Annotated in this window: 20 protein-coding genes and 1 pseudogene; 14 read left to right on the top strand and 7 right to left on the bottom strand. The window is 70.0% G+C overall.

Annotated elements, in window-relative coordinates; translation table 11 throughout:
* The 3 genes and pseudogenes from E5082_RS31055 to E5082_RS31045 form a co-directional block, all read left to right on the top strand.
* Window positions 1–115: pseudogene (locus E5082_RS31055) on the top strand (IS5/IS1182 family transposase); the annotation flags it as partial.
* Window positions 116–225: 110 nt separating this feature from the next.
* A complete protein-coding gene (locus E5082_RS31050) occupies window positions 226–588 on the top strand; it encodes an amidase family protein (RefSeq protein ID WP_135794546.1) in 363 nt (120 codons plus the stop codon).
* 39 nt (window positions 589–627) lie between these two features.
* Window positions 628–921 (top strand): hypothetical protein, encoded by a 294-nt coding sequence (locus tag E5082_RS31045; RefSeq protein ID WP_135794545.1) that lies wholly within the window; start codon window positions 628–630, stop codon window positions 919–921.
* Window positions 922–935: 14 nt separating this feature from the next.
* Here the strand turns inward: E5082_RS31045 and E5082_RS31040 are convergent.
* Window positions 936–1,816, bottom strand: a protein-coding gene (locus E5082_RS31040; protein ID WP_135794544.1) for an IS5 family transposase whose coding sequence is annotated in 2 segments (ribosomal slippage) — window positions 936–1,456 and window positions 1,456–1,816 — 882 coding nt in all. Because the reading frame shifts where the segments join, the coding sequence is not laid out codon by codon here.
* A gap of 577 nt (window positions 1,817–2,393) precedes the next feature.
* Here E5082_RS31040 and E5082_RS31030 point away from each other — a divergent pair.
* On the top strand, window positions 2,394–2,663 hold the full coding sequence (locus E5082_RS31030) for a M23 family metallopeptidase (protein WP_167514190.1): 270 nt from the start codon (window positions 2,394–2,396) through the stop codon (window positions 2,661–2,663).
* A gap of 250 nt (window positions 2,664–2,913) precedes the next feature.
* Window positions 2,914–4,146, top strand: a complete 1,233-nt coding sequence (locus tag E5082_RS31025; RefSeq protein ID WP_229919036.1) for a hypothetical protein — start codon at window positions 2,914–2,916, stop codon at window positions 4,144–4,146.
* On the opposite strand, the gene E5082_RS31020 is transcribed toward E5082_RS31025, so the two are convergent.
* Window positions 4,130–5,908 carry an asparagine synthase-related protein gene (locus E5082_RS31020; RefSeq protein WP_135794542.1) on the bottom strand — a complete coding sequence of 593 codons (1,779 nt, stop codon included), beginning with the start codon at window positions 5,906–5,908 and terminating at the stop codon, window positions 4,130–4,132. The genes E5082_RS31025 and E5082_RS31020 overlap by 17 nt on opposite strands.
* A gap of 1 nt (window position 5,909) precedes the next feature.
* The gene (locus E5082_RS31015) at window positions 5,910–6,503 is read right to left on the bottom strand and encodes a lasso peptide biosynthesis B2 protein (protein WP_135794541.1); all 594 of its coding nucleotides are present in this window, start codon (window positions 6,501–6,503) and stop codon (window positions 5,910–5,912) included.
* Between the two features lie 234 nt (window positions 6,504–6,737).
* On the opposite strand from E5082_RS31015, the gene E5082_RS33285 reads away from it, so the two are divergent.
* The 3 genes from E5082_RS33285 to E5082_RS31000 all read left to right on the top strand — a co-directional run bounded on the left by E5082_RS33285 (window position 6,738) and on the right by E5082_RS31000 (window position 9,090).
* A complete protein-coding gene (locus E5082_RS33285) occupies window positions 6,738–7,439 on the top strand; it encodes a DUF6424 family protein (protein WP_229919035.1) in 702 nt (233 codons plus the stop codon).
* Window positions 7,440–7,464: 25 nt separating this feature from the next.
* On the top strand, window positions 7,465–8,445 hold the full coding sequence (locus tag E5082_RS31005) for a helix-turn-helix domain-containing protein (RefSeq protein WP_135794540.1): 981 nt from the start codon (window positions 7,465–7,467) through the stop codon (window positions 8,443–8,445).
* 159 nt (window positions 8,446–8,604) lie between these two features.
* Window positions 8,605–9,090: a rhodanese-like domain-containing protein gene (locus tag E5082_RS31000; protein ID WP_135794539.1), complete on the top strand. Its 486-nt coding sequence runs from the start codon at window positions 8,605–8,607 to the stop codon at window positions 9,088–9,090.
* 231 nt (window positions 9,091–9,321) lie between these two features.
* Here the strand turns inward: E5082_RS31000 and E5082_RS30995 are convergent, their stop codons facing one another.
* Entirely contained in the window at window positions 9,322–11,961 is a 2,640-nt protein-coding gene (locus tag E5082_RS30995; RefSeq protein WP_229919034.1) for a SpoIIE family protein phosphatase, read from the bottom strand.
* 659 nt (window positions 11,962–12,620) lie between these two features.
* On the opposite strand from E5082_RS30995, the gene E5082_RS30985 reads away from it, so the two are divergent.
* The 3 genes from E5082_RS30985 to E5082_RS30975 all read left to right on the top strand — a co-directional run bounded on the left by E5082_RS30985 (window position 12,621) and on the right by E5082_RS30975 (window position 15,944).
* On the top strand, window positions 12,621–13,091 hold the full coding sequence (locus tag E5082_RS30985; RefSeq protein WP_135794537.1) for a DUF5959 family protein: 471 nt from the start codon (window positions 12,621–12,623) through the stop codon (window positions 13,089–13,091).
* 509 nt (window positions 13,092–13,600) lie between these two features.
* On the top strand, window positions 13,601–14,641 hold the full coding sequence (locus E5082_RS30980) for an LLM class flavin-dependent oxidoreductase (protein ID WP_135794536.1): 1,041 nt from the start codon (window positions 13,601–13,603) through the stop codon (window positions 14,639–14,641).
* A gap of 493 nt (window positions 14,642–15,134) precedes the next feature.
* Window positions 15,135–15,944, top strand: a complete 810-nt coding sequence (locus tag E5082_RS30975; protein WP_308437588.1) for an oxygenase MpaB family protein — start codon at window positions 15,135–15,137, stop codon at window positions 15,942–15,944.
* Window positions 15,945–15,951: 7 nt separating this feature from the next.
* Here E5082_RS30975 and E5082_RS30970 read toward each other — a convergent pair whose 3' ends face one another.
* From E5082_RS30970 to E5082_RS30960, 3 genes are all read right to left on the bottom strand, one after another.
* A complete protein-coding gene (locus E5082_RS30970; RefSeq protein ID WP_190045437.1) occupies window positions 15,952–16,734 on the bottom strand; it encodes a hypothetical protein in 783 nt (260 codons plus the stop codon).
* 96 nt (window positions 16,735–16,830) lie between these two features.
* A complete protein-coding gene (locus E5082_RS30965) occupies window positions 16,831–17,802 on the bottom strand; it encodes an SDR family NAD(P)-dependent oxidoreductase (RefSeq protein ID WP_135794534.1) in 972 nt (323 codons plus the stop codon).
* Window positions 17,803–17,890: 88 nt separating this feature from the next.
* On the bottom strand, window positions 17,891–19,408 hold the full coding sequence (locus E5082_RS30960; protein WP_135794533.1) for a catalase: 1,518 nt from the start codon (window positions 19,406–19,408) through the stop codon (window positions 17,891–17,893).
* Window positions 19,409–19,990: 582 nt separating this feature from the next.
* Between E5082_RS30960 and E5082_RS30955 the strand changes: the two genes are divergently transcribed.
* From E5082_RS30955 to tpg, 3 genes are all read left to right on the top strand, one after another.
* Entirely contained in the window at window positions 19,991–21,382 is a 1,392-nt protein-coding gene (locus E5082_RS30955) for an NAD(P)/FAD-dependent oxidoreductase (RefSeq protein WP_135794532.1), read from the top strand.
* 305 nt (window positions 21,383–21,687) lie between these two features.
* Window positions 21,688–23,895 (top strand): telomere-associated protein Tap, encoded by a 2,208-nt coding sequence (tap, locus tag E5082_RS30950; protein WP_135794531.1) that lies wholly within the window; start codon window positions 21,688–21,690, stop codon window positions 23,893–23,895.
* A gap of 10 nt (window positions 23,896–23,905) precedes the next feature.
* Window positions 23,906–24,463: a telomere-protecting terminal protein Tpg gene (gene tpg, locus E5082_RS30945; protein WP_135794530.1), complete on the top strand. Its 558-nt coding sequence runs from the start codon at window positions 23,906–23,908 to the stop codon at window positions 24,461–24,463.
* The last annotated feature ends 770 nt before the right edge of the window (window positions 24,464–25,233 follow it).

Raw genomic sequence — 25,233 nt, 5'->3', positions numbered from 1 at the left:
CTGGCTTGCCGGCAGCCGCCGCCTGCACCGGCGCTACGAACGGAAACCCGAGCACTTCCTCGCGTTCACAGCCATCGCCACCAGCCTCATCAACTACCGACGACTCACCAAATGAAACGACGTCTAAAAACAGCGGGTCCGGGTCGACTTCAGCCAGGTCACCGCGGGTCATGAAGACCAGATGTTCAGCTACTCCACCTTCTGGCCGGCACGCCTGTCACGTCCATGGAGGACCACATCAAGGTCGAACCGGCAGTCGAGCGGCTCCGGGTCGGTTTCGCGGAACACTTCCACCAGTACGACGCACTCCTGCTCCCCGTCCCCACAATCTCCGCCCACGGGCACCAGCCCGACCAATTCACGCTCGACGGCCGAACTTTGGGCGCCTTCCACGCGTCGTCGACGACCGTCCCCTTCAACCTGACGGGACATCCGGCCCTGCCGGTGCGGTTCGGCACGAGCAGCGACGGCATCCCAATCGGTGTCCAGCTGGTGGCCAACTCGTATGCGGACTCCACGATCCTGCACCTCGCCTCGGCGCCGGGCTGGTCGCCGGACGGCCACCGCATCAAGTCCGAGGTCGACTAGGCACTGTCCGGCGGATCATGAGGTCCATAGGATCTGACCATGATTAACGTGCAGGTCCGTGGCGAGAGCGGCACGGTCGAGGCCCGCGCCAAGCATGGTCTGGCGTGGGGGCCAGAGCTGGCCACTCTCGACCCAGCGGAGTTTCCGATACTGGGGCATCTGCTGCCGTATGCGGACACTGTTTTCAATAGCCGCCAGGTGGTCACTCTGCTGGCGGAAGTACCGCGCCTGCCACCAGGCGTAGTCACCGATGCGCTCGCGCGTGAGCTTCTGGACTTGGGCCAGACAGTTCTCGACGGACAGCACCTCTACCTGTGGTTCCTCGGGGACTGAGACAGCAGGTCTGCTCAGCCCCGGAGCCATAGCCGGATCGCGGCGGTGGTGACGGTGCCGTGGAAGACGTAGGCGCGTTTGTCGTAGCGAGTGGCGACGGCCCGGTGGTTCTTGAGCCGGTTGATTGTCCGTTCGACTTCGTTGCGGCGCTTGTAGATCTCTGAGTTGAAGCTGGTGGGCCGGCCGCCGTTGCTGCCGCGGCGTTTGCGGTTGGCCCGCTGGTCCTTCGGCTCGGGAATCGTGTGCTTGATCTGACGTCTGCGCAGGTAGCGGCGGTTTCGCCGCGAGCTGTATGCCTTGTCGCCACCGACGTGGTCCGGTCGGGTTCGCGGGTGACCGCCCTGCGGGCGGCGGACTCGAATCCGTTTGAGAACTTCGATCATCTGCGGCGCGTCACCCCACTGGCCCGGTGTGACCAGGAAGGCAAGCGGGCGGCAGCCTCCCTCACCGGCAAGGTGGATTTTGCAGGTCAGGCCGCCCCGGGACCGCCCAAGCCCCTCGTCGGATCGGTGGTTTCGGGGCGTCGCCCTTTTTTCGGAACGCGCGGTGCCTTCTTGCGGGCCCCGGCGGCGTGCTGATGGGCCCGGCAGGACGTGGAGTCGACGCTGACCATGCTCCAGTCGAGCCGACCCGCCAGGTCAGCGTCGGCCTCGACGGCACACAGGATCCGGCCCCAAGTACCGTCCGCCGACCAGCGGCGATGACGTTCATAAATAGTCTTCCAACTGCCGAACCGCTCCGGAAGGTCCCGCCACGGTATGCCTGTCCGCACGCGGAAGAGGATTCCGTTGATCACCCTTCGGTGATCGCGCCAACGACCGCCGCGTAGCCCGACAGGCGGCAGATGTGGCTCCAGCCGCACCCACTCCGCATTCGTCAGATCACCCCGCCCCATGCGGAGTACAACGACCCACCTGACCGACAGTCACATGATCCGCCGGACAGTGCCTAGGGTCGCGGGCCGGAGAAGACCTGGGTGTACGGCGCCTTACGCGTGCGGGACGGGCAGGAGGTCACCATGGGTGGCGTATCTTCCGCAAGGCCGCCCGCGCCGGCCAGTCCTTCGCCGGACGGCCCGAGATCGAACAAGCCACCCGCCAGGAAACATCCCAGCTCAACGCCCGAGCCCGCCCCTGGGCATGGGGCAGACCCACCCCACCAATCCCCGGCGGCCCCACCGGAGTCTTCGGCGCACACTCCAGGCCCCCCTACCGCGCCGAACAGCTCGCCCTGGACTTCACGAGAGCCGACGCCGACGGTATCCCCGCCTACGTCTCCCTCAGCGCACTCGGCAAACGCGCCGGCTTCGCCGTCGACCGCCCGAACGTCTCCGGCGGTAAACGGGAGTCGTCGCCCGTGCCGGGGCACAAGGTCAGCTTCGCGTTCTTCTCTCGGGGCCGGTACTCCTGGAAGCCGGACGGCGTCGGCCGCCACACGGGGGGAGGACTTCACCGCGCCGGCGGAGCGCCCCCGTGATCGCCGCCCGCAACGGCACCGTCGCCTGGTCCAACGGCAAGGGTGGGGCGCACGGCCAGTGGATCGGGCTGAGCGCCGACAACGGTCACGTCTACACCTACCGTCACCTGTCACAGCGCCAGGTGGACGACTGTCATAAGGTGACCGCCGGTCAGCAGCTCGGCCGGATCGGGGCCACGGGCAACGCCGAGGGGCCGCACCTGCCCTTCGAGATGTCCACGGGCTCCCACTGGTCCTATGGCAAGGTCGCGAAACCTGGCTGGTGAACCGCGCGGGCTCGGGGGTCCCACATCCGGGGGCGTCCGATGGCGCCCCGGTGGATCACCACGGACCATGGTGACGAAACCCCCGGCACGGCAGCGCACCCCCGCGGCCGCGCCGCACACGTGTGTCCCGGCACGGTCGTCGGTATCGGTCTCAGTCTCAGGAGGTGATCGGGTGCGGACTGCTTCCAAGCCGCACAACGGCTTGCGCCCGAAAGTAGTACGGCCCTCGCTTAACACCTGGCGGTCGCGAGTGGCCGTAGGGCTGATCGAGCTGGTCCTCCTCGCGACAACGGTGGTGCTGGCCCGATTCGGCCGCGCCGACTTCTTCCATGCCCTGAACTTCCCGGGTCGGTTAACGGGCGCGGTCCTTCTCGCGGTCTCACTCACTACGCTGGTGGGTGCCGCCGCCGTCCTGGACCACTGGATCCGGCATTGCTTTGCCTATTCCGGACTGGTTGCTCTGGTCTGCGCGTTCACGGCCCTGCTGGCCAACGTCATGCTCCTGCTCACGACGTGGAACGACGGCGATTCCACTTTCTACAAGGTGGTGTTCAGCGTCCTCGCGGCGGGCTCCGCAGTGGCTACCTTCTTCGTCTGGCGGACGTCGGTCATGGTCCCCACTCCCAAGCGTGTGGCCGCAGCGGTGATCATTCCCTCGGTCGTGGCGGTCGCCAATTACGGCTACCAAAATCTCTGGCACCCGAACGAACGCGAGACCAGCCCTGTCATCACGTTGTCCGTGGGAAAAGCGGTGCTCAACAAGGACCGCGAGGCCTTCGCCGTACCGGTCGACATCACCCTTGACAACCGCGGCGACAGGAGTTTCTATGTGCTCGGCTCCGAATTCCATGCGATGGCGCAGCAGGTACCGATCAGCCCTAAGGGCCGGCTGCGCGAGCAGTGGCGAACCGATGCCGACCAGTGGACCAAACCCTCGGAAGTCAACCCACTCTCCCGTTGGGAGATTCACCAGGCCGGCGAACTGGTCGCGGCGAAACCGTGGGTCAACTTCGGACTGTGGATCCAGTCAAGGGACACCTTCACCACACGAGTGGTGGCACAACTGCCCCTCAACACGCCGTACGACCAGGTGACGTTCTATGCCACCGCGAGCCTGGCGCGCAAGGACCGACTCGTGCTGGAGCCACCACTCCACTACCTGACGAAATCCTGGGGCGAGAAAAATATCCCCGAGTGGGTGAAGAAACAACAACAGAAGGACTCCGATTTCCTTGTCTACCGTGCCAGGGTCCGCGAGGATAATGCGATCGACGAGTACACCAGGGATCCACGTTACGTCACCGTCTACTGGAGATTCGGGACACACGGTGCCTCGGTGGCGACGTCCATTACGCGCCTGGGCGAGGAGGCCCACCATCCCAGTTCGACGGAACAACTCGAGACGAGTAGCCGGTACGGCCTTATCGACCTGACCACCGGCCCTTACGTCCAGAACCTCTGGGACATCAAGAGCCAGCGCTGAGCCCCTCCAGCCAGGCCACCAGCGCGAGTGAGCTGTTCATCCGGTCCCAGGAGTGCGCGTCGCCGATGCCGAGCCGCGCCTCCCGCACGGCCCGGCACAGCGTCTCGGTGTCGAACATCTCCGTGACCAGCGGATGTCGGGCACAGCGGCACAGAGCGATGAGTTCCTCGCCGTGTCTGCGCAGGCCGCGCGCGTAGAGGTTGTCGAAGGGGACCTTGACCGCCCTGCCGCGGATCGGGGCCGGGAGCAGGTCCGCCAGGGCCTCACGGAGAACGGCCTTCGGACTGCCCGGCCGGAACGTGGCCATGGCCGGGAGGTGGCTCATCGTGGCGACGACCGCGGGATCGAGGAAGGGGTGCGAGAGGAAAAACCCGTCCTGTCCGGCCCGGTGCCAGGACAGCGGATCCGGGGCGGCGAGGTAGTTGGCGGCGTCGTACAGCGACTCTTCCGGTCTGCGCCCGAAGACGAAGCGGCTCTGCGCGATACGGGCCTCACGGAACCCGTGAGCCCGCGCGAATCCGGGCCGCAGCCATCGTGGGCGGGTGAAGGCGCCGAGGCCGCCCAGCACCGTTCCGCCGCGGCACAGTGCGGTGATCCGTTCGGCCGTGAGCGGCAGAGCCGGCTGGACCACGTAGGCGTGGACGACGTCCCGCAAGCCTCGTTCGCTCCCCTCGGCCCAGGCGCGTGCCTGGCGGGTCATCTGCCGGAACCGGCCCGTGCGGGCGAGCCTGTGCAGGTGGAACGGGTTGGCGTCGGCGACCGGATCGGCCCCGCAACCGGTCAGAAGGGTGTCGCAGCCAAGTCCCGCGGCTGCGCCGTGGAGTCTGCTCCAGAACGGAGCGCGGAACGCGTGCGCATGAGGTTCGTCCGCGTCTCCCGCGTGGTGCCGGAAGTCGTCGAAGTCGGCCACGTCGTCGGCGTCGACGATCACCGGGCGGGCGGCGGGGGCGTGGCGGCGGATCGCCTCCAGCGCGACGTCCAGGTACGGCTGTTCCGTGGCCAGCTCCCCCTGGGAGAAGCGCCCGGAGAGCAGGACCAGCTCCCTGGGCTCGTCGCTCCGCGCGGCCAGCAGGCGCGCGGCGAGCAGCGCGACCCCCGTGGAGTCGGTGCCGCCCGAGACATGGCATGCCGTCGTCGCGCCCATACGGCGTCCCACCGCGGTCTCCAGGGCCAGGCGCAGGTCCTGCGCGGCCTCGTCGAGGCAGAGACCGCGGGCTGTCGGCGCGGACGCGCCGGTGGCGGGACGGGCGCTTCGCGGCGTACGACCTCGCAGCTGTCCGGTGAGGGAGAGCTCGACCACCTCGCCGCCGAGCACGCGGTGCACGCCGGTGAACGGGGTGAGGTCCGTGTGCGGTTGCGCCATGTTCCCGGTGAGGTACCGGCAGAAGTAGCGGGGGTCCAGCTCACCGGTGCCGCCCAGGGCGCGGGCGGAGGTGCTCACGGCGTTCACCCGGCCCCCCGACTCCCTGAAGAACAGGGGGATGCGTGCCTGCTCGTCGCGGGTCAGGAGGATGCGGTCGCGGCACACCAGTACGGCCGCGTAGTCGCCGGGCGGTGACGGCAGGGCCGCTCCCTGCCGGCCGTACGTGTCGAGGAGGGCGTGCGCGCCTCTCACCCGGTCGCGGGCCGAGCCCACCCAGCCGACGACGGCCGCGGTGCCGACTGGCGAGGAGACCGTCGTCACGAGTCCACGACGCGTCATGGCGTCGGCGGCCCGGAGCTTCGGCGCGCCGCCCGCCCACTCGAGGCGGAGGGCATCCATGTCACCGTCCCCCGCCGTCGATCGAGAGCACCGGGTCGAAGGCGTGCCCCTGCGGATCGGCGTCGGGGATGCTCTGACCGGCCGAGACGGTCCAGGCGTGCAGGGCGAACGGGTGCTCGCGCGCACCGACGTGGAGTACGGCCTCCAGACCGGACCGGCGCAGCAGGACGAAGGCTGTCACCGCCTCGGACTTGCAGTCGCCGTCGACCAGCCAGCTGTGGCGGCTGTGTGTCTGCACCGCCCGTTTCAGCCGCAGGACCTCCTCCGCGGAGGGCACGTCCGCGCGGACGTACTCCGGGGCGGCCAGGGACAGCAGCCGCAGGACCCGCCCGAAACCCACGGTGCGGATCAGCACGTGCACTCCGCGCAGCCAGGTGCCGACGCCGGCGTCCATGTGCGGGTCCCGGCGGCCCCGGACACACCCGGCGCGCAGGAGAACGGTGACGAGCTCGGCACGTTCCTCGGGGGTACCGTCGGCGAACCTACGAAGATCCGCCGTCGCCATCCCTAGGAAACGCGTCCGTTTCCAGTCCGCGATCAGCGCCCCGCCGGACATCCCGGTGACACGGCAGTGCGGTGAGAGGATCCTTGCCATGCCTGCCAGGGCATCGGTGTCCTCTGTCACCGCACTACCTCCAACCGTCGACTGTGAACGGCGTCAGGACAGGTAACCGTGACCGTCGTACATTCCGCCGCTGAAGCCGCGGATCAGACGGCCGTTGCCGAGAAGGACCAGCCGGTGCGACTGACGACGCCGCAGAAATCGGAGAAACATCGCCCACCTCCAGATCGGTCAGGGCCGCATCAACTCCAGGCTACTCTGCCCGGAATGCCCCGCAACCGCACTGCCGACACCGAGCGGGCCCGGCTTCCCTCGCGGCGCCGCACTGGACTACACACCGTCAGCGTGCCGTGCGCGCAGGGGCTTTGCTCACGGTCGCCGTCGTCCGCCCAGGTCACGGTCGGCCGGTCGGCGGCGCACCCTGGATGCAGGGGGATTCAGCCCCGTCCGATCAAGGACGCCGACGACGTCGAGGCTTGGACCGACTTCCTGTTCAACTCGCGGGTGTGCCTGAGCCACGCCAACCACCAGGGCATCCTTCCGGGTGTACCCGGTGAACACCCCTATTCCTGGCTGGTGAAGGGCGCGGACTTCGTCCGGTACGACGATTTCCCACTGTGGGTGACCCTGCCCGACGGCACCCGCGGCGCCGTCGCGCCGGTGGACCGCCGCGGCTTCGGTGACGGGCAGGTCCGTCTGGCTTTCGTCCCGGAGGGAAGCGCCGCCGCCTCCACGATCGCCGACGCCCAGGACCGGGGGCTGGTGGCCGTCCTGCCGGCGAACAGCGATGTGTGGCCCTGCAGGCACTCGCCCGGCAGGGCGACTGTGAGCCCTGTGGAAGGGGCTGTTGGCCCTGTGGAAGGGGAGCGTGCGGGCGGTCCATCGCGAGCTGGTCCTGCGTGCTGCCAGGCAGTCCCCGCCTGGCAACGCACCGTCGCCGACGACACCGCACCGGGCGATCTGCCGTGATCTGACGCCGGGGGAGAATCCAGCCATGACGAAGACGCATGTGGTGGCCGTACTGGCCTTCGACGGAATGGCGCCTTTCGAGCTGGGTGTGGTGGTGGAGGTCTTCGGCCTGTCCCGGCCTGAGCTGGGAGACCTGCCCTGGTACGAGCTGCGGGTATGCGCTGAGGAACCCGGCGGGGATCTGCGGGCGGTCGGCGGGTTCACGCTGCGCGCCGAGTATGGGCTCGACGCGCTGGCCGCGGCGGACACGGTGATCGTGCCGGGGGTGGCCAAGGCAGGGGCGGAGGTCTCGCCCGCCCTGGTGGAAGCGTTGCTGCGGGCTCATGCGCAGGGGGCGCGCCTGGTGTCGATCTGCTCGGGGGCTTTCGCGCTGGCCGCGACCGGCCTGCTGGAGGGCCGGCGCGCCACCACCCACTGGCGCTACGCCGCCAAGCTCGCCGAACGGCATCCCGGGCTCGAGGTCGACCCCGATGTGCTGTACGTCGACAACGGCGATGTCCTCACCAGCGCGGGTAGCGCGGCCGGTATCGACCTGTGTCTCTACCTCGTCCGGGCCGATCACGGTGCGGCCGTCGCCAACGCGGTGGCGCGCCGCTTCGTCGTTCCGCCGCACCGCGAGGGCGGCCAGGCCCAATTCATCGAGGCGGCGGTGGGAGAGATCAGTTCCGAGGACGACGGCGTCACGCAAAGCATGAATTGGGCGCTGCGCCATCTGCACACACCGCTGTCCGTGCCCGCCCTGGCCCGGGCTGCGCGCATGTCGGAACGCTCGTACTTGAGGCACTTCACCCGCCGCAACGGCGTGAGCCCCATGCGATGGGTCATCAGTCAGCGGGTGGCTGCCAGCCTGCCACTGCTCGAGTCCAGCGAGGGCACCGTGGAGGAGGTCGCCGCCGCGGTCGGCTTCGACAGCACCGCGACGTACCGGCACCACTTCACCCGCCAGATGCGTACGACGCCGACGGCCTACCGCAAGACGTTCACCCGCATCCCTGCGCACCCATGAGGGGCACTCCGTACGACTGGCGGAATCTTGGCGACCTTCGGCGTTCACGCCCCTCGTAGAGGAGGTGCAGGGGTCGGAGGATGGAGCTGTTGCCGGTCGGGCAAACCCGGCTCGGCCCCACTGGATCTCGTTCCCACCAGCAAGACAAGGGGTACCTCCATGCCTGCACCCGCTTCCGCAGAGATCGCCAGCGCGGTCCTGAGCGTGCCCGCCGCCGCCCCGGCCGAGGCCGCCGCCCACTACGCCGCCCGCCTCGCCTTCGAGGCGGACGTCTCCGACGTCCACGCCGATCTGGCGTCCGGCACGCCCGGGTTCGTGCTGGTCGACACCCGCAGCGATGCCGCCTGGGAGCAGGGCCACATCCCGGGCGCCCTCCACATCCCCACCGCACAGATTGCCGACCTGGCGCCGCAGCTGATCGACCCTGCCCAGACCGTGGTCACCTACTGCTGGGGGCCCGGCTGCAACGGCGCGACCCGCGCGGCGCTCGCCTTCGCCCGCCTCGGCTACCAGGTCAAGGAAATGCTCGGCGGCTTCGAGTACTGGGCGCGCGAGGGCTTCGCCTACGACTCCGCCACCGGCGCCGAGCAGCGCCCTGTCGACGACCTGACCGCTCCGCGCTCGGGTATCTCCTGCGCATGCTGAAGGATATTGCACGGCTGGGCGGCGTAATGGTCCAGGTGCAAGGCGGAGAAGGGAGTCGACGCGATGGGGGTCCCCCCGGAGCCGAACAGTGCGCTCTTGTTCACTTGATGTCAACGCCCTGGGTTCGGTGGCAAGGCGGGCGATCGGCGCCCGGCACGTCGCCGAGGCCTCGCCTGTCCGCACCCCATGGGGCCTGACGCGGCCAGGCGCCACCGCGGCCGGTGCAATCGCTCACTCCGCCAGGAGCGCGTCCAGGTCCGGGATCGCCAGCTCGGCCCAGATCACCTTGCCTTGCGCGGTGTACCGGGTGCCCCAGCGCTCGGCGAGCTGGGAGATCAGGAACAGGCCCCGGCCGCCCTCGTCGGTCGTCGCGGCGTACCGCAGATGCGGCGAGGTGCTGCTGCCGTCGGCCACCTCGCAGATCAGCGTGCGGTCGTGGATCAGCCGCACATGGATCGGATCGGAGCCGTAGCGGATGGCGTTGGTGATCAGCTCGCTCAGGACGAGTTCCATGCCGAAGCCCAGCTCGGACAGGCCCCACTCCTCGAGCGTGTCGGACACGGCGAGACGCATGCCCGACACGGCCGCCGGGTCCCGCGGCACCTCCCAGTCGGCCACTCGCTCGGCCGGCAGGGCGCGGGTGCGGGCGATGAGCAGCGCGATGTCGTCCTTGGGACGCTCGGGCAGCAGCTCGTCCAACACCGCCTGACAGCTCTCCTCCGGCGTCCGGTCGGGGTGTCCGGCCAGGGCCAGACGCAGCAGCTCCATGCCCTCGTCCAGGTCCCGTGCGCGGTCCTCGATGAGGCCGTCGGTGTACAGCACCAGCTGGCTGCCCTCGGCCAGCTCCAGCTCCGCCGTCTGGAACGGCAGACCGCCGAGACCCAGTGGCGGCCCCGCCGGCACGTCGAGGAAGGCGACACTGCCGTCCGGCGCGACCAGCGCGGGCACCAGATGCCCGGCCCGGGCCATGACGCAGCGGCGCGTCACCGGGTCGTAGATCGCATACAGACAGGTGGCGCCCACGATCTCGTCGGCCGTCTCCGGGCAGGCCTCGTTCTGGTCGATGCGGCCGACCAGCTCGTCCAGATGGCTGAGCAGCTCGTCCGGCGGCAGGTCGAGGCTGGAGAAGTTGTGCACCGCCGTCCGCAGCCGCCCCATCGTCGCCGCCGCGTGCAGACCGTGGCCGACGACGTCGCCGACGGACAGCGCCACCCGGCTGCCGGGCAGCGGGATCACGTCGAACCAGTCGCCGCTCACGCCCGACTGGGCGGGCAGATAGCGATAGCAGACGTCGAGGGCGCTCTGCTCGGGCAGGACCCGGGGCAGCAGACTGCGCTGGAGAGTGACCGCCAGCGCGTGCTCGCGGGTGTACCGGCGGGCGTTGTCGATGCTGACCGCGGCCCGGGCCACCAGCTCCTCCGCCAAGGACAGTTCCTCCTCGTCGAAGGGTTCCCGTTTGGAGCGCCAGAAGTTGGCCATGCCCAGCAACACACCGCGGGCCTGGATCGGGGCGGCGATCAGCGAGTGGATGCCGTAGTCCAGGACCCGCCGGGTCCGGTCCGGGTCCTGGACCAGCCAGCCCTCCGCGGTCGACAGGTCGGGCACCAGCTCCGAGCGGCCGGAGCCGTAGCCGCGCGCCTGCGGTGTGGACGGAAGGAAGTCGATCAGCCGGCCCTGTTCGTACAGCGGATGGTCGTCCTGGATGCCGCTGACGGCGACGCGCCGCACCTCCGTCGCGGTGGGCAGCGGTTCCTCGCCGTGCAGCACGGCGTCGGCCAGATCCACGGTGACGAAGTCGGCGAACCGCGGGACGGCGACCTGCGCCAGCTCGTCGGCCGTGCGGACCACGTCGAGGGTGGTGCCGATGCCGAGACCCGCGTCGTACAGCAGCTCCAGCCGCTCCCGGATGACCTCCGCCCGGCCGGACACCGCCTGCAGCTCGGTGGAGTCGCGCAACGTCACCACCGTCCCCCCGGGGCTGCCGGCGCCGTCCATGGGCCTCTGGTTCACCGCCAGCAGCCGTCCCCCGGCGTAGTGCACCTCGTCGCTGGCCTCGCGCCCGGAGACGAGCAGCTCGACCGTGGCGGGGTCGAGGTCCGACAGCTCCCGCACGTTGCGCCCCTCGGCCTCGGCGGGCAGTTCCAGCAGGCGCCTCGCCTCGTCGTTGGCGAGCAGCAGCCGACCGTCGTCACTTACGATGAGCACCCCCTCCCGCACGGAGTGGAGCACGGTGTCGTGGTGCTCGTACATCCGGGTCATCTCGTCGGGCGCCAGGCTGTGGGTCTGGCGCCGCAGCCTCTTGCCCACCAGGGCCGTACCGCCGGTCGACACCACGAGCGCCCCGGCGCCGGCGGCCAGGATGATCGGCAGCTGCCGGTCCACCTGGCTGGTCACGTTCCTCACCTTCAGCCCCGCGGAGACCAGGGCGATCACCCGGCCGCGGGCGTCGTCGACGGGGACGGTCGCCTGCACCTCGTTACCGAGCGGGCCGTGGACGCTCTCCGTGTAGACCTTCCCGGCCAGCGACGGACCGATCCTGCCCACGAACCGCTGGCCGATCTTGCTCGGAATGGGGTGGGTGTAGCGGATTCCCTTGGTGTCCATGACCACGATGAAGTCGACGCCCGCGGTTTTGCGGCCCGCCTCGGTGAGCGGCTGGAGTTCCTTCGACGGGTCGGGGGAGCGCAGCGCCTGCACGAGCCCGGGGGAGTGCGCGAAGGTCTGCGCCACGGCTATGGATCGCCGCCTGGCCTCCACGCTGCTGTCATGTTCCGACTGCAGGACGAGAGCGATGACGCCGCAGACGACGAGCGCGACCACCAGTACCACCTGCACGAGCAGCACCTGCCCGGCGAGGCTGCGCGGGCTCATGGCGACCACGGCATGCCATGCCATACGCCTGAATCGGGTGAATCGGTCCGACATGCGGCATTTGTAGCACCGGTACATGTCTGTGACTACGTCGGTCCATGAGATGGACGCAGGTTTTGCTCCCCTCTGAACCCCCGGTGACTCACTGCTGTCACAGGAGCCACTCCAGTATCTCTCCCGTGCGGGTGCCGCTACGGAACGCGCTCGGAGTGGAAGTGCGGCCGGCGTGCCGACGTCGTGCGGACAACGCCGCTGCGGTCGGCGCGGCCGCCGCCGGCGCCGATGTCGTGCCGGCCGCGCGCTACGGATTCCTCGTGGGCCCGCGACGGTGGCGCTGGTGATGCCGCTGATGTCGTTCCACGACGAGCACAAGCAGGACACGTTCGCCGAGTCCGGGGCGGCTGTTGCAGGTCAGTGAGTCTGCTCCCCGCACGCGCGGGGATGGTCCCTCGGATACGTGCCGCAGCGCCCTCGTCTCGCGTGCTCCCCCTCCGCGCGGGGATGGTTCCCGAGGCCTGCAGACAGCCGACGTCATCGACGGCTGTGTCGCCGCCACCAGCATGACCTTTGGTCCGTGACCCTCATTGCCCTCGGTCGGCCGCGTCGCTCACGGAGGAGAGGATGCAAGCTCACCCCATCTCTAGGAAACGGAGTACCCGATGACGGAACCTGCCCCGACGGATCTGATCCACCTGGAGGACGCAGACGGGAACCGCTGCATCGTGCGCGTCACTGGCCGCTTCCAGCCGGGCATACTGACCGGCCACGACATCCTGCGCGCCGACGTGCTTGTATCCGCCAGTTTCATCGAGGCTCGGCTGGACGTCCTCCTCTTCCAGCACGACCTCGACGCTTGGCAGCAAGACCTGTCCGACCTCGTCCCAGGCCGGCAAGCCGGCATCGGAGGAGATCGTGGCCTGAGCCTCACCCTTCACATGCATGAAGACGGCTGGCTGTCGGTGACGGTCGAAGATCCGGATCGTCTCACAACGCTCCTGGGAATCCGTGCAGAAGAGAACTGGGTCCACAAGCATCAAGAAGATCTGCAGCGGGTGAGGCAGACCTGGCCCAGTGAAGTCATCGAGACAGCGCCGGGGGCTTACGAGTGGTGCCCCGATCGCAAGCGCTGAGGCTGCCGCCTGTCGATCTTGCCGACGTCACGAGTTCAATCTCAGTCCCAAGAGTCTTGCTGGGCGGGGCCGTTGCCACCGAATGAAGACGGCCGCCGTGCCCAGTAAGTGCCTGACCAGCAGATGTCGGCCCCGCGCACGGGGGGACGCTCTGGCGAGTCCGGTGGGGGTCTGCGCGCCGTTCCAGTCGGCCCTGCGCACGCGGGGGGATGGTCCCATCTACCGCACGTTCCGTACCGGCGAGATCCGGTGGGTCCCCGCACGCGCGGGGATGATCCGGGCTACTGCAACCATCGCCACCACGACGCCATGTCGCCCCCGCCGGGTCGGGCAGCCCCGCCCGCGCCGAGGCCAGCTCGGGCCGCCGGGCCCGCAGATAGTAGGTGCCCCGCTCCTTCGGGTCGTTCATTTCGATCACACGGTTGTCACATTCAGCTGGGAGAATCGGGCTGTTCCCGGCCGAGCGCGGCCGGAGCGCTTCGAGTGCTGTCCGAGTGGTGGAGGAGGCCGTGACGTCCATGTCGCGTCCACTGCGCAAGCTGGGGTTTTTGACGATCGGGCTGTTCGATCCGGCGGAGCCCGCCCGGGGTCACGCCGACACGCTGGAGATCATCGAGCTGGGCGAGCGGCTGGGCTTCGACAGCGCCTGGGTGCGGCACCGGCACCTCCAGTACGGCATCTCGTCACCCGTCGCCGTGCTGGCGGCCGCCTCGCAGCGCACCCGGCGCATCGAGCTGGGCACGGCGGTGATCCCGCTGGGCTGGGAGAACCCGCTGCGCCTCGCCGAGGACCTGGCCACGGTGGACGTGCTTTCCGGCGGCCGCTTCAATCCCGGGGTCAGCGCGGGACCCCCGATCCACTACGACCAGGTCAAGGAGGCGCTCTATCCGGCCTCCGTCGAGGCGGAGGACTTCGGGTACGGACGAGTCCGGCGGCTCCTCGACTTCGTCGGGGGTGAGCCGGCCACCAACTTCAAGGGCGCCGAGGGCTTCGAGGAGTACTCCGACATCGTCCAGCCGCACTCTCCCGGCCTCGCCCGGCGCATGTGGTACGGCGGCGGCAGCGTGGCCTCGGCGCGCTGGGCTGGTGAGCAGGGCATGAACCTGCTCACCAGCAGTGTGGTCAAGGCCGAGGACCCTGACGCCCCGCTGGACTTCGCGGCTATCCAGGCGGCCCAGATCCGGGAGTTCCGCGCGCGGCACCCCGAGGGGGCGGCGGCCCGGGTCTCACAGGGTCTGGTGGTGATTCCGACCGACTCCGCGACGGCCGGACAGCGGGCGCGGTACGCCGAGTTCGCCGCCGCCCGGCTGCCCCGCACGGCCTCACCGCAGGGTCCGGCGCGGCTGCTGTTCGCGCCGGACCTGGTGGGCACCAGCGAGGAGATCGCCGAGCGGCTACACGCGCACGCGGGGTTCCGCGAGGTGGACGAGGTGGCGTTCGCGCTGCCGTTCACCTTCCGGCACGAGGACTACGTACAGATCCTCACCGACATCGCGACGAAGCTCGGCCCCGCGCTGGGGCGCCCTGACGGCGGGCACCCCAGCGGCTGATCACCAGCGGCCGGGTCCCGTACTCGTCAGCGCCTCGGACGGCCTGCCGTCCGTCCACCCCGACCGTGAGGTCGTCCGCCACACACACCAACCCGATCCCGGATGGGTGCGCGAACAGCTCTCTCCTTCCGCGTGACCAGACCGCGTCCTACGGAGAGGCACCGCAGACACAAGCGCACAGAGGTTGAAAGCCAAGCTGAGCCCGTCAGCTGCCCGAGACAGGTGGTATGAGACCTGCGCCGGACAACCTGCCCCTGCTGTGCTCGTCACGGGAGAGGCACCCGCACGACCCCGAAACGACGCAGTAGCGATGCGACTGGCATCGCCCGCTCCATGGGTGTTCACTCGGTGGTAGTCGAGGGACAAGGGCGTGTCGATGGTCGACGATTCCTCAGCCACGCGCACCCGACCGCGCCCGGAACGAAGGACAACGGGCGCGGCAGCCCCACGTCCCGGCCTGCGAGGCCGATTGGGCGACGCCCTCTTCCGGGCTGTGGCCGGCCCCGACGGCCCGGAAAGCCGACGCCGGGTCCACGGCACACCCGGCCCCCGCTGGTTCGCCCCGGACCGGCCGATCCGCGTGGTCCACGGCGACGCGTCCATGTTCCCCGGCGGCCTGGCCGCCCTGCTGCTCCAGTCCCTGCACCCCCTGGCGATGACGGCGGTGGCCGACCACTCCGACTACCGCAACGACCCCTGGGGCCGCCTCGCCCGCACGAGCACGTTCCTCGCGTACACCACCTACGGCGCGGCGGACGACGCCCAGCGAGCCGTCGACCGCGTACGAGCCGTCCACGAGAACATCCGGGGCCACACGCCGGACGGCGAGCCGTACCACGCCGCCGACCCCCACCTCCTGGCCTGGGTCCACAGCGCCGAGGCGTACTGCTTCCTCACCGCGCACCAGCGCTACGGCAGACACCCGCTGAACGCGGCGGGCCGGGACGCGTACGTGGCCGACATGGCGCGAGTCGCCACCGCGCTCGGCATCGAGAACCCCCCGGCAACGGTGGCGGAACTTCACACCACCCTCAACACTTACCGCCCCGAACTACGCCTGACTCCCCAAACCCGAGAGGCGGTTCACTACATCCTCCTGCGCCCGCCCCTCCCTAAACCCGTCCTCCCCCCGTACCTCCTCCTCGGCGCCGCAGCCGCCTCCCTCCTCCCCGGGTGGTCCCGCCAGCAACTGGACCTCCCGGTCCTGCCCCGCACCGAACGCTGGTGCGTAGCCCCGGCCGGGGCAGCGGTGACGGCCCTGATCAGACACCTGCTCCCACCACCACCGCCACCCCACTGCTGAGAAGCCGCTACTTCAGCTTCACCGCATCGCCGCCCGACGCGACCTGTGCCGTCGTCGTGGTACCGGGGAAGAACCACCGCCAGGTACCCGCCGAGTCGGCGGTGACAGTGGTGCTGAGCTTGCCGGTGCTACTGGTCTTCACCGTCTTGACGGTGCTGAACCGAGAGGCGCCGGACTTCTTGAACTGAAGCTGTACGGCCTGCCCGGAGAACCCGTGATACTTCAGGTCCTTCCAACTCGCGCGGGTCAGGCTGCCGGTGACGGTCAACTTGTGGCCCTTGACGACCGGTTCGGGTGACGCGTTCGTCGTCAGCTTCGAGGCGCGCTTCATCTTGAACTGGGCGATGCGGTCGGAGATCCAGTAGTCACCGTCCTTGGCCTTCACGGTCGCGTTGACCTGCCAGGTGCCGGCCGCCGTATTGGGGTCGGGCAGGCTGTCGGGCAGCCAGGCCGGGTTGACCGTCATCGTGGCCGTGCACACCGAGGTGGTGGAGCTCTGCTTCTCGCACCGGGTGCCCACCCAGTCGCTGAACCCCCAGCCGTTGTCCGAGTTGAACACGCTGATGTCCGTCAGCCCCTTCACCCCGGAGTTGTCCCGGATGGTGACAGCGATCGGATAGGTGATGGTCTTCGAAGTCCCCACGCCGACGTTCTTCCCGCCGTTCACGACGGTCTTCGTGACCCGCACGTCCCCCCGACCCTCCGCATGAGCGACGGTCGTGGACACCAGCGCCAGCACAATCGCCCCACCGGTCACGCCCCAGGCCGCTGCGGCCAATCTTCGTTTCATGATCCCTCCCCTGTGATGTGGGAGGCGAGGATACACAGCGATCAACGATGAACCGTACGGGTGTTCCCTGGCTGGAGGCCGCCGCTGAACGCCCCCTCAACCCCTCTCACCATGCGCAAGGGACGAGACGTACTCCCACAACTCCTCCCGCGCCTCCTCCGAATCCGCGCCCGCCGCGAGGGGATACGTAGTCGGCCGAGGCCGCCGGTCATGCCAGAACAGCCCGTCGTTCTCGGTGGCCTCCGAAGCCGCGCCGAGCCAGACGATCGTGTCGGCCCCCTGGGCAGGGCTGCGGATGATGGGCCGGGTCACCGCCCGGAAGACCGGCAGCCACTGCCGTACCCCCTTCGTGTCCGCCCACCCCGGATGCATCGAGTGCACGTGCACACCCTGGTCGTGCAGCCGCTCCGCCCACTTCTCGGTGACCACCACCTGCGCCCGCTTGGTCCGGGCGTAGAACTTCTTCGGGCTGTACGGCGTCTCCTCGGACTCCGGATCACCGGCGGGAAGCTGCTGCCCGTACTGCCCGCCCGAGGTCACGTTGATCACCACCGACGGCGCGGAGCGGGCGAGCAGCGGCGTCAGCTCCTCGATCAGCACCCAGGGTGCCAGCACATGCGTGGCGAACGTCAGCTCCACCCCGTCCACGCTGTACTGCCGCTCGTCCGGCATCACCCCCGCGTTGTTGACCAGCACGTCGAGCCGGTCCTCCTCCTCGAGGAAGCGCGTGGTGAAGTCCCGCAGCGCGGCCAGACTGCTGACGTCGCACACGACGGGCCGTACGTCGACGTCATCGCCCGCCTGCTCCCGCGTCAGCGCGGCGGCCTCCTCGGCCCGCTGCTCGCTACGGCCGAGCACCCGCACCGAGGCCCCCAGCCTGGCGAAGCCGACGGCGGCCGCGAGACCGACCCCGGACCCCGCGCCGGTGACGAGGACGACCTTGCCGTCCATCCGCACGGGCCCGTCGGGCCAGTCCGGCAGGGCCTTGCGCACGAGCAGTCCGGGCCACCCGTAGCCGAGGACGACGGAGCGGTCGAGGGCGGTGTCGATCAGCGAGGTGACACTCATGGCATCCGCAGTACCCGTCCGCCCCACCCTCACACGGCCGAGCGCCCCTCACCCCACGGATGGGGGAGGGGCGCTCCGCGCCTGGGCGTCAGGCCTTGTGCTGCATGCTGCTACGGGCAGGGTTGCCCTGGTCCGCGGCCTTCGGGTCCTTCTCGGAGGCCTTGGCACGCACGCCTTCGGCGATCCGCGCACCGATCTTCGCGTCGATGTTGGACCAGTACTGGAAGGCACGCTCGAGCACGGGCTCGGTGACGCCGTTGAGGAGATGGCCTACGACGTTGTCCACGAGCCGGTCGCGCGCGTCGTCGTCCAGCACCTCGCGGACGAGGGTGCCGGCCTGCCCCCAGTCGTCGTCCTCCGCGTGCGAGACGTAGGCCGTGCGGGTGATGTCGCCGTCGGTGTGCCAGGTCGGCGGGGTGCCGTACCTGGCGGTGTCCGCGGCGGGGCCGCCCTTGGAGTTCGGGGCGTACACGGGGTCGCTGGTCTTGCGGTACGCCATCGCGCCGTCCTTGGAGTACGTGTGGACGTCGGTGATGGGCGCGTTGACGGGCAGCTGGGCGTAGTTCGCGCCGATGCGGTAGCGATGCGCGTCGGCGTACGAGAAGAGCCGGGCGAGCAGCATGCGGTCGGGGCTCGGCCCGATGCCGGGCACGAAGTTGTTCGGCTGGAACGCGAGCTGCTCGATCTCCGCGTGGTTGTCCGTCGGATTCCGGTCCAGCGTCATCCGGCCGACCTCGATCAGCGGGTAGTCGCCGTGCGGCCACACCTTGGTGAGATCGAAGGGGTTGAAGCGGTACTCGGCGGCGTCCGCGTACGGCATGATCTGCACGTACAGCGTCCAGCTCGGGTGGTCCCCGTCCCGGATGTGCTCGAACAGATCACGCATGTGGTAGTCGGTGTCGGCCGAGGCCATCTGGTCGGCCTCGTCCTGGGTGAAGAACTCGATGCCCTGGTCGGTCTTGAAGTGGTACTTGACCCAGAACTCCTCGCCGGCCTCGTTGATCCACATGTACGTGTGCGAGGTGTAGCCGTTCATGTGCCGCCAGGTACGCGGCACGCCCCGGTCGCCCATGAGCCAGGTGACCTGGTGCGCCGATTCGGGGGAGAGGGTCCAGAAGTCCCACTGCATGTCATGGTCACGCAGGTTGTTGTCGGCGCGGCGCTTCTGGGACCGGATGAAGTGCTGGAACTTCATCGGGTCCTTGACGAAGAACACCGGGGTGTTGTTGCCGACCATGTCGTAGTTGCCTTCGGTGGTGTAGAACTTCACCGCGAAGCCGCGCGGGTCACGCCAGGTGTCCGGGCTCCCGCGCTCCCCGGCGACGGTGGAGAACCGGGCGACCAGATCGGTACGCGTCCCCGGCTGGAAGACAGCTGCCTTCGTGTACGGGGTGACGTCCCCCGTCACCTCGAAGTGCCCGAAGGCCCCGCTGCCCTTGGCGTGCGGCTGCCGCTCGGGAATGCGCTCCCGGTTGAACTGGGCCATCTGCTCGATGAGGTACGCGTCCTGGAGCAGGATCGGCCCGGCGGGCCCGACGGTGAGCGAATGCTCATCGCTCTCCACCGGGGCGCCGGAGTCGGTGGTGGTGCGGGGAGTCTCGGTCATGGTGAGCTCGCGGTTCCTTTCCAAAGCGCCGGGCCCGACGAGTACCGCTTGCCGTGCCGACGGTTATGGGCTCAGGGGTACCGGGTGACCGGCGGCGGGGGGTGGCAAACGTGGGCGGGGGCGGGATGACCTGGGTGGGTGCAGTTCCGGCCGCAGGGACGGGGGTTTCAGCCGCCTGCGCTTCCTGGAGCCGGCCCTGCGGGAGGTCGGGCCGTGCACCGCCGGTGCCCGTGTCGGTGCCCTGGCCCGGCTGGACCTGCGGCTCCTGCAACGCATCCACGACGGCCTGCTGCGCTTGGCGCCGGTCCTGGACGCCGACCTGTGGCAGCGTGCCCAGGACGCGGCCCGCGCCGTCGGCCACCCGGAGCGTACGGCCCGTGGCATCGCGGCCGCGATCACCGTGGACGCGGCCCTCACGGCGTGGCGGTCGGGCCGGCGGCAGGCCGTCGCCAGGAGAGCCGGGGCGCTGCCGCGTCCGGGTTTTCGAAGAGGGCGACATCGAAGCCATCTCCCGCGTGCCGTATCGGCCGCGGTCCCTCGATACCATCCGCGAGCGGGTGGCCCCACAAGAAACGCGAGCGCATGTCTGACGCCCCCCGCCCCACCGCCGTCGTGATCGGCGCCGGCATGAGCGGCCTGCTGGCCGCCGCCGCACTGGCCGGCCACGCCGACGTGACCCTGATCGAGCGCGACACCCTGCCCGCCGGCCCCGAGCCCCGCCGCGGTGTGCCTCAGGCCCGCCACGCCCATGTGGTGTGGACAGGTGGGGTGACCGCTCTGGACACGCTGCTGCCGGGCCTGACCGAAGAACTCGTCGCCCATGGCGCCCGTCTCGCCCACATCATGGGCGACATGGTCTCGCGTGCCCCCAACGAGATCTGGTTCCGCCGCTTCACCTCCACCCCGCACCGCAACCTGGTCTGCTCCCGCGACCTGCTGGACGCCGTGACCCGCGAACGCGTTCTCGCCGGCCCTCGGATCACCCTGCGCCAGAACACCACTGCCGCCCGCCTCGCGGGAGACGCCGCCCGCGTCACCGGCGTATACCTGCGCACCTCCGGCAGCGACACCGAGGAGTACCTCGCCGCCGACCTCGTACTGGACGCCTCCGGTCGCGGCTCCCGCGCCCCGCACTGGCTGGAGCGGCTCGGCCTGCCCGCGGTGGCCGAGCGCCGGGTGGACGCCGGCGTGGCCTACGCCACCCGCGTCTTCCGGGCCCCCGCCCCCGGCTTCCCCCTGGTCAACGTCCAGGCGAACCCGGCCACGGCACCGGGCCGGGGAGGCATCATCCTGCCCGCGGAGGACGGCCGCTGGATCGTCACCCTCTCCGGCACGCGCGGGGGAGAGCCCACCGACGATCCCGAGGCGTTCACCGACTTCGCGCACGGCCTGGGCGACCCGGTCATCGGCGAACTGTTACGCGACGCCGAGCCCCTCACCGACGTCGCCACCACCCGCAGCACCGCCAACCGCCGCCGCTACTTCGAGAAGCTCGGCCGCTGGCCGGACGGCTTCACCGTCATCGGCGACGCGATCGCCGGTTACAACCCCGTCTACGGCCATGGCATCACGGTGGCCGCCCAGAGCGCGGTCGCCCTGCGGGACTACGCGGCCATGCGGGGCCTGCTCCGGCCGGGCAGTGCCAGGCGCCTGCAGAAGCTGCTCACCCGCCCGGTCGCCGCGGCCTGGGACCTGGCCATCGGCCAGGACATCTTCTACCCCGGCGCGACCGACCGCCCTGCGACCCGCATGGAGCGCGCCTTGGCGGCCTTCGTCGACCGCGCGGTGGCGACCGGCGCCCGCAATCCGCGCGCTCTGGCCGCGCTGCTGGACGTGATGAGCCTGTCGCGTCCGGCGACACGGCTGTTATCGCCCGGCATGCTGCTCCCGATGCTGTTCGGTCCGAGGCGGCCGTTTCTGACGGATGCTCCGTTGACTGAGGAGGAACGCAAGGCGGTTGTGCGGGAGGGGTGAGCCGCGGGGTGGGTCGGCGAGCTCGCGTTCCGTTCTTGCTGATGCCGGGCCTTTGTCGGCGTATTGGTCTCGGTGAACGGCTGAGCGTCCGCGTGGGTCCGGGCATGGCCGTGGTCCCGGTGTGGGTTTGCCCCCTTGGCCGACGCCGAGCGTCGCCGCCCTGGGCCACATCTGTGCCGTCTCAACTCGGCCCGCCGCTGCCGTGCAAGTCGATGCGGCTGAGTCGCAATCGATAAGCGATTGATGTGCGATCCAGAGAGCGAATCGATGCGCGATCGGGTAGGGTGTCTCTGGAGGTGACCTCTGTGTCTACCGAGAACGAGCTGTTCAGCGCCGTCGACGCGCTGCTGGAGCAAGTCGCGCAGGACGATCTGCCGGCCCCCGCAGAGCGCAAGCGCCTACGGGAGGCGGCGGGCCTGAGCCAGGCGCAGATCGCCACGGCGCTGAACGCCCGCCGCGAAGCAGTGGGGAACTGGGAGACCGGGAAGACCGAGCCGCGGCCGCCCAAGCGCGCCGCATACGCCCGGCTCCTGGAAGGCCTCGCCGCCCGCTTCCCCGCTCCGACTGCCGACGCGCCCGCCGCCCCGGCGTCAACGGTCCCGGAGGCGTTCAGCGGCCCGGTCCCAGAGCCGGTCCCGGCTCCCGCGCCTGTCGCAGCCCCGCAGTCCCGCCCGAAGACGGTGGCGAGCAGCACCACCCGGCCTGCTGCGTCGTCGCGACGTCCAGGCGCGACGAAGGCGGCGGCGAAGAAGACCACGGAGGCGGCCGCCGCCGACCCGCGCTTCGAGAACGGTCCGCTCGCAGTGATCGACTGCGCGGACGGACAGGTGTCGGCGTACTGCGTCGGCGGCCTGGTCCTGGACGTGCCCGCCAAGTCGCTGCCGTCCCTGGTGGACTGGACGCTCAAGGAGGCGAAGCTGGGGGCGCCGAAGCTGTCCGGCCCCGGCAAGGACGCCGACCCGCTGCTCGTGCTCACCGAGGCCGCGCTGGAGCGCTACGGCCTGCCCGTCACGCTCACCGAGGAGGAGCGGCTCGCCGGGCGCCTGCCGGAGGGCCACAAGGTCATCAAGCAACTGGTCCGCGCGGAGTGGAAGCTGACGAAGCGCGGGTTCGGCCCGTGGGCGAGGATCTACCGGCCCGCGCAGGGTGCGGAGCGGGCCTGCGTGCAGCTGTGCATCCCGTCGTGGAACGCGTTGGACACCCGGCACTGGGGCGAGGCCGGGCAGCTCCCGCCGGTCGAACTCGCCCGCCTCCTGGGCGTGTACGCCTCCCGCGTGATGACGCCGCGCGGTTCCACCGCCGTGACCGGCCTGGAGCTGATGACCGCGCTGCACCCGGCGACCCGCGCTTCAGAGCCGGACGCCGACGGCAAGCGGCACTCCGAGCACAACCCCGGCTCGCTGGGCAAGGACGCCATCGACCCGATGAACTGGCCGCCGTGCGAGGTCCCCGACGGTCACCCCGTCCTCAAGGACATGCCGCGCTTCCACGTGCGCGGACCGGCGGAGAAGCTGTTCGAGGAGGCGTACGACTGGGCGCGGCCGATGACCGACGCGGAGTGCACGCGGCGGCACCTGGTCGGCATCGACGTCAACATGGCCTTCGCCGCCGGCGCCAACGGTCTGAACGTCGGCCTCGGTGAGGCAACGCACGTCAAGGCTCCTACGTTCGACCCGAAGCTGCCCGGCTCCTGGCTGGTCGACCTCAGCCACGTCGACCTGTCGAAGGTGAAGGTCGGCAAGGACAAGTGGGTGGAGCTGGACGCAAGCCTGCTGCCCTCCCCGTTCATGCCCAAGGGCGACCACCCGACAGGCCCGGCCTGGTACGCGACGCCGACCGTCGCCTACGCCCAGGAGCTGGGCTACGAGGTACGCCCGCTGGAGGCGTGGGTGCGCTACGAGAACGGCCGCTACCTGGACGGCTGGTACAACCGGCTGCGCGACGCCTACCTCGCCACGATGGCCGACCTCGGCGTCGACGCCGCCCTCGCCCCGGCCGACTTCCTCGCCGCGATGGACGGCTACAAGAGCCGCGACCCGGACCTGGCGATCGTCGTCTCCGCGATCAAGGCCACGGTGAAGGGCGGCCTGGGCAAGCTGCGCGAGCGCCCGCGTGGGGAAGGCTGGCGGCCCGGCGAGCCGTGGCGCGCCCTGTCCCGCCCGACCTGGCGGCCGGACATCCGGGCGGCGGTCATCTCCCGCACCCGCATCAACCTGCACCGCAAGATCGTCAAGCACGCGGCGTTCACCGGGCAGTACCCGATCGCGATCCTGTCCGACTGTGTCGTCTACGCCGCGAACGGGCCGAGCCCGCTGGACTTCCTGCCCTACCGGGAGGGCAAGCCGCTGCCCGGCGGCTTCAAGCTCGGCATCAACCCCGGCCTGGTCAAGCACGAGGGCACCCAGGACGTCCTGTGGGGCGAGGAAGTCCGGGAGCGCTTCAACGCCCCGGAGCTCAACCTCGCCCGGTACATCAAGGATGGCACCGTCACCGACATCGACAACGGGGAGTAGGTAGAGGGCGATGAGCCTGTTCGGAGACGGCCTGGAGGCCGCGGTGCAGAAGGCGTTCACCCGCCCGGCGCCCAAGAGCGCGGGCGCGCAGATGCGGTACCTGGTCAAGCAGCTCAAGGGCACCAAGGCGGTCGCCCAGATGCTGCGCATCTCCCAGCGCACCGTCGAGCGGTACGTGAAGGACCAGATCAAGAAGCCCCGCCCCGACCTCGCGGCGCGCCTGGAGCGCGAGGTGAAGAAGCGGTGGCAGCCGCAGATCCGGGCCAGGGCCCGGCAGAAGGCGGCGACGACCGGCGGCATCGTCATCGACACCCGCGCCCGCATGGGCTACACCGCGCCGATCGGGTCGACCGACCAGGACCGCATCCGGCACCTGACCGTCGCGCTGCCCCCGAACTACGCCGCCCGCCTCTTCCAGGCCCAGGAGGCCGGCGCCGGCGACGCCCGCCTCCAGGAGATCGCGGCCGAAGCGCTCAAGGAGGTCTACTTCCAGGACGGCGGCCGCCGCGCCGGGAGCCTGGAAGAGGTCCGGTTCACGGACATCGAGCACCTCGAGTTCGACCTGTAGATCTTCCAGCAGCAAGGGCCCGAAGTGTGACTGAGCGCGGCTCGGCGCCGGCGAGGCCCGGCTGTGCGGGGTCGCTGGGTTCGGCTTGCCGGTCAGGGCTGCCGTGTTGTACCTGCCGTTGCCTGCTGGACGGTTCTTGCCGGGCCGGCCTTGACGGTCGTCGAGGACGTGGACGGCTTCCTCTGCCACCTGGGCTTCGGCCGGGCCCGCACGAAATCGACCATGACGACGTACGCAGGTCACCTCAAGCGCTTCCATCCCTGGTGCGGCGAACGCCAACTGTCGCGGGAACACGCAGCCACCGAACTCTCGCCCAGGCGGTCGTCGACAGCGCGGACCCCGAAAAGCCCGCGAGCTGCTGGACGTGGTCCTCGCGCGGGGCGTAGTCGGTCAACGTGCCGACGGCCGAGGCGCTCGACCGGCGGGATCTGCTGCCTGCCGCCCGGCGTATACAGCGGGAGGTCCCCGAACGGATGGGGTCGTACGCCGGTCTGGCCGGGGACCGGCGGCCCGAGCCGCTTCACCGGCCACTTCGCGGGCATCGTCCTCGCCCCCGGCCTCGTCGACTGGTCCGACCCCGATCTCGCCGCGCGTGCAGCCGCCGACGCGCGGATGGTGCCGCCGCGTTCTTCTCCTCACGAACAGTGTTCCCGTCAAGTCGTGCCGGAGGTCGACGGCCGCCGGGAGGTGTGGGGAACCGCTGCCGACGCGACGCAAGGAGTGTGGGCGTCTCACCTCTTTTCGCTCCGTGGCCGTTCCTAAAGTGACCT

It is taken from the genome of Streptomyces griseoluteus (genome assembly GCF_004784465.1).
Classification (GTDB): Bacteria; Actinomycetota; Actinomycetes; order Streptomycetales; family Streptomycetaceae; genus Streptomyces; species Streptomyces griseoluteus.
Note: the sequence above shows the minus strand (reverse complement) of the source record. Positions and strands in the feature narration are given on the sequence as shown.

Bases quoted from the DNA above. Each gene is read 5' to 3' on its own strand.
- E5082_RS31050 (WP_135794546.1), top strand. From the start codon at position 226: ATGGAGGACCACATCAAGGTCGAACCGGCAGTCGAGCGGCTCCGGGTC.
- E5082_RS31045 (WP_135794545.1), top strand. From the start codon at position 628: ATGATTAACGTGCAGGTCCGTGGCGAGAGCGGCACGGTCGAGGCCCGC.
- E5082_RS31020 (WP_135794542.1), bottom strand. From the start codon at position 5,908: ATGGATGCCCTCCGCCTCGAGTGGGCGGGCGGCGCGCCGAAGCTCCGG.
- E5082_RS31015 (WP_135794541.1), bottom strand. From the start codon at position 6,503: ATGGCAAGGATCCTCTCACCGCACTGCCGTGTCACCGGGATGTCCGGC.
- E5082_RS33285 (WP_229919035.1), top strand. From the start codon at position 6,738: ATGCCCCGCAACCGCACTGCCGACACCGAGCGGGCCCGGCTTCCCTCG.
- E5082_RS31005 (WP_135794540.1), top strand. From the start codon at position 7,465: ATGACGAAGACGCATGTGGTGGCCGTACTGGCCTTCGACGGAATGGCG.
- E5082_RS31000 (WP_135794539.1), top strand. From the start codon at position 8,605: ATGCCTGCACCCGCTTCCGCAGAGATCGCCAGCGCGGTCCTGAGCGTG.
- E5082_RS30995 (WP_229919034.1), bottom strand. From the start codon at position 11,961: ATGAGCCCGCGCAGCCTCGCCGGGCAGGTGCTGCTCGTGCAGGTGGTA.
- E5082_RS30985 (WP_135794537.1), top strand. From the start codon at position 12,621: ATGACGGAACCTGCCCCGACGGATCTGATCCACCTGGAGGACGCAGAC.
- E5082_RS30970 (WP_190045437.1), bottom strand. From the start codon at position 16,734: ATGAAACGAAGATTGGCCGCAGCGGCCTGGGGCGTGACCGGTGGGGCG.
- E5082_RS30965 (WP_135794534.1), bottom strand. From the start codon at position 17,802: ATGAGTGTCACCTCGCTGATCGACACCGCCCTCGACCGCTCCGTCGTC.
- E5082_RS30960 (WP_135794533.1), bottom strand. From the start codon at position 19,408: ATGACCGAGACTCCCCGCACCACCACCGACTCCGGCGCCCCGGTGGAG.
- E5082_RS30955 (WP_135794532.1), top strand. From the start codon at position 19,991: ATGTCTGACGCCCCCCGCCCCACCGCCGTCGTGATCGGCGCCGGCATG.
- tpg (WP_135794530.1), top strand. From the start codon at position 23,906: ATGAGCCTGTTCGGAGACGGCCTGGAGGCCGCGGTGCAGAAGGCGTTC.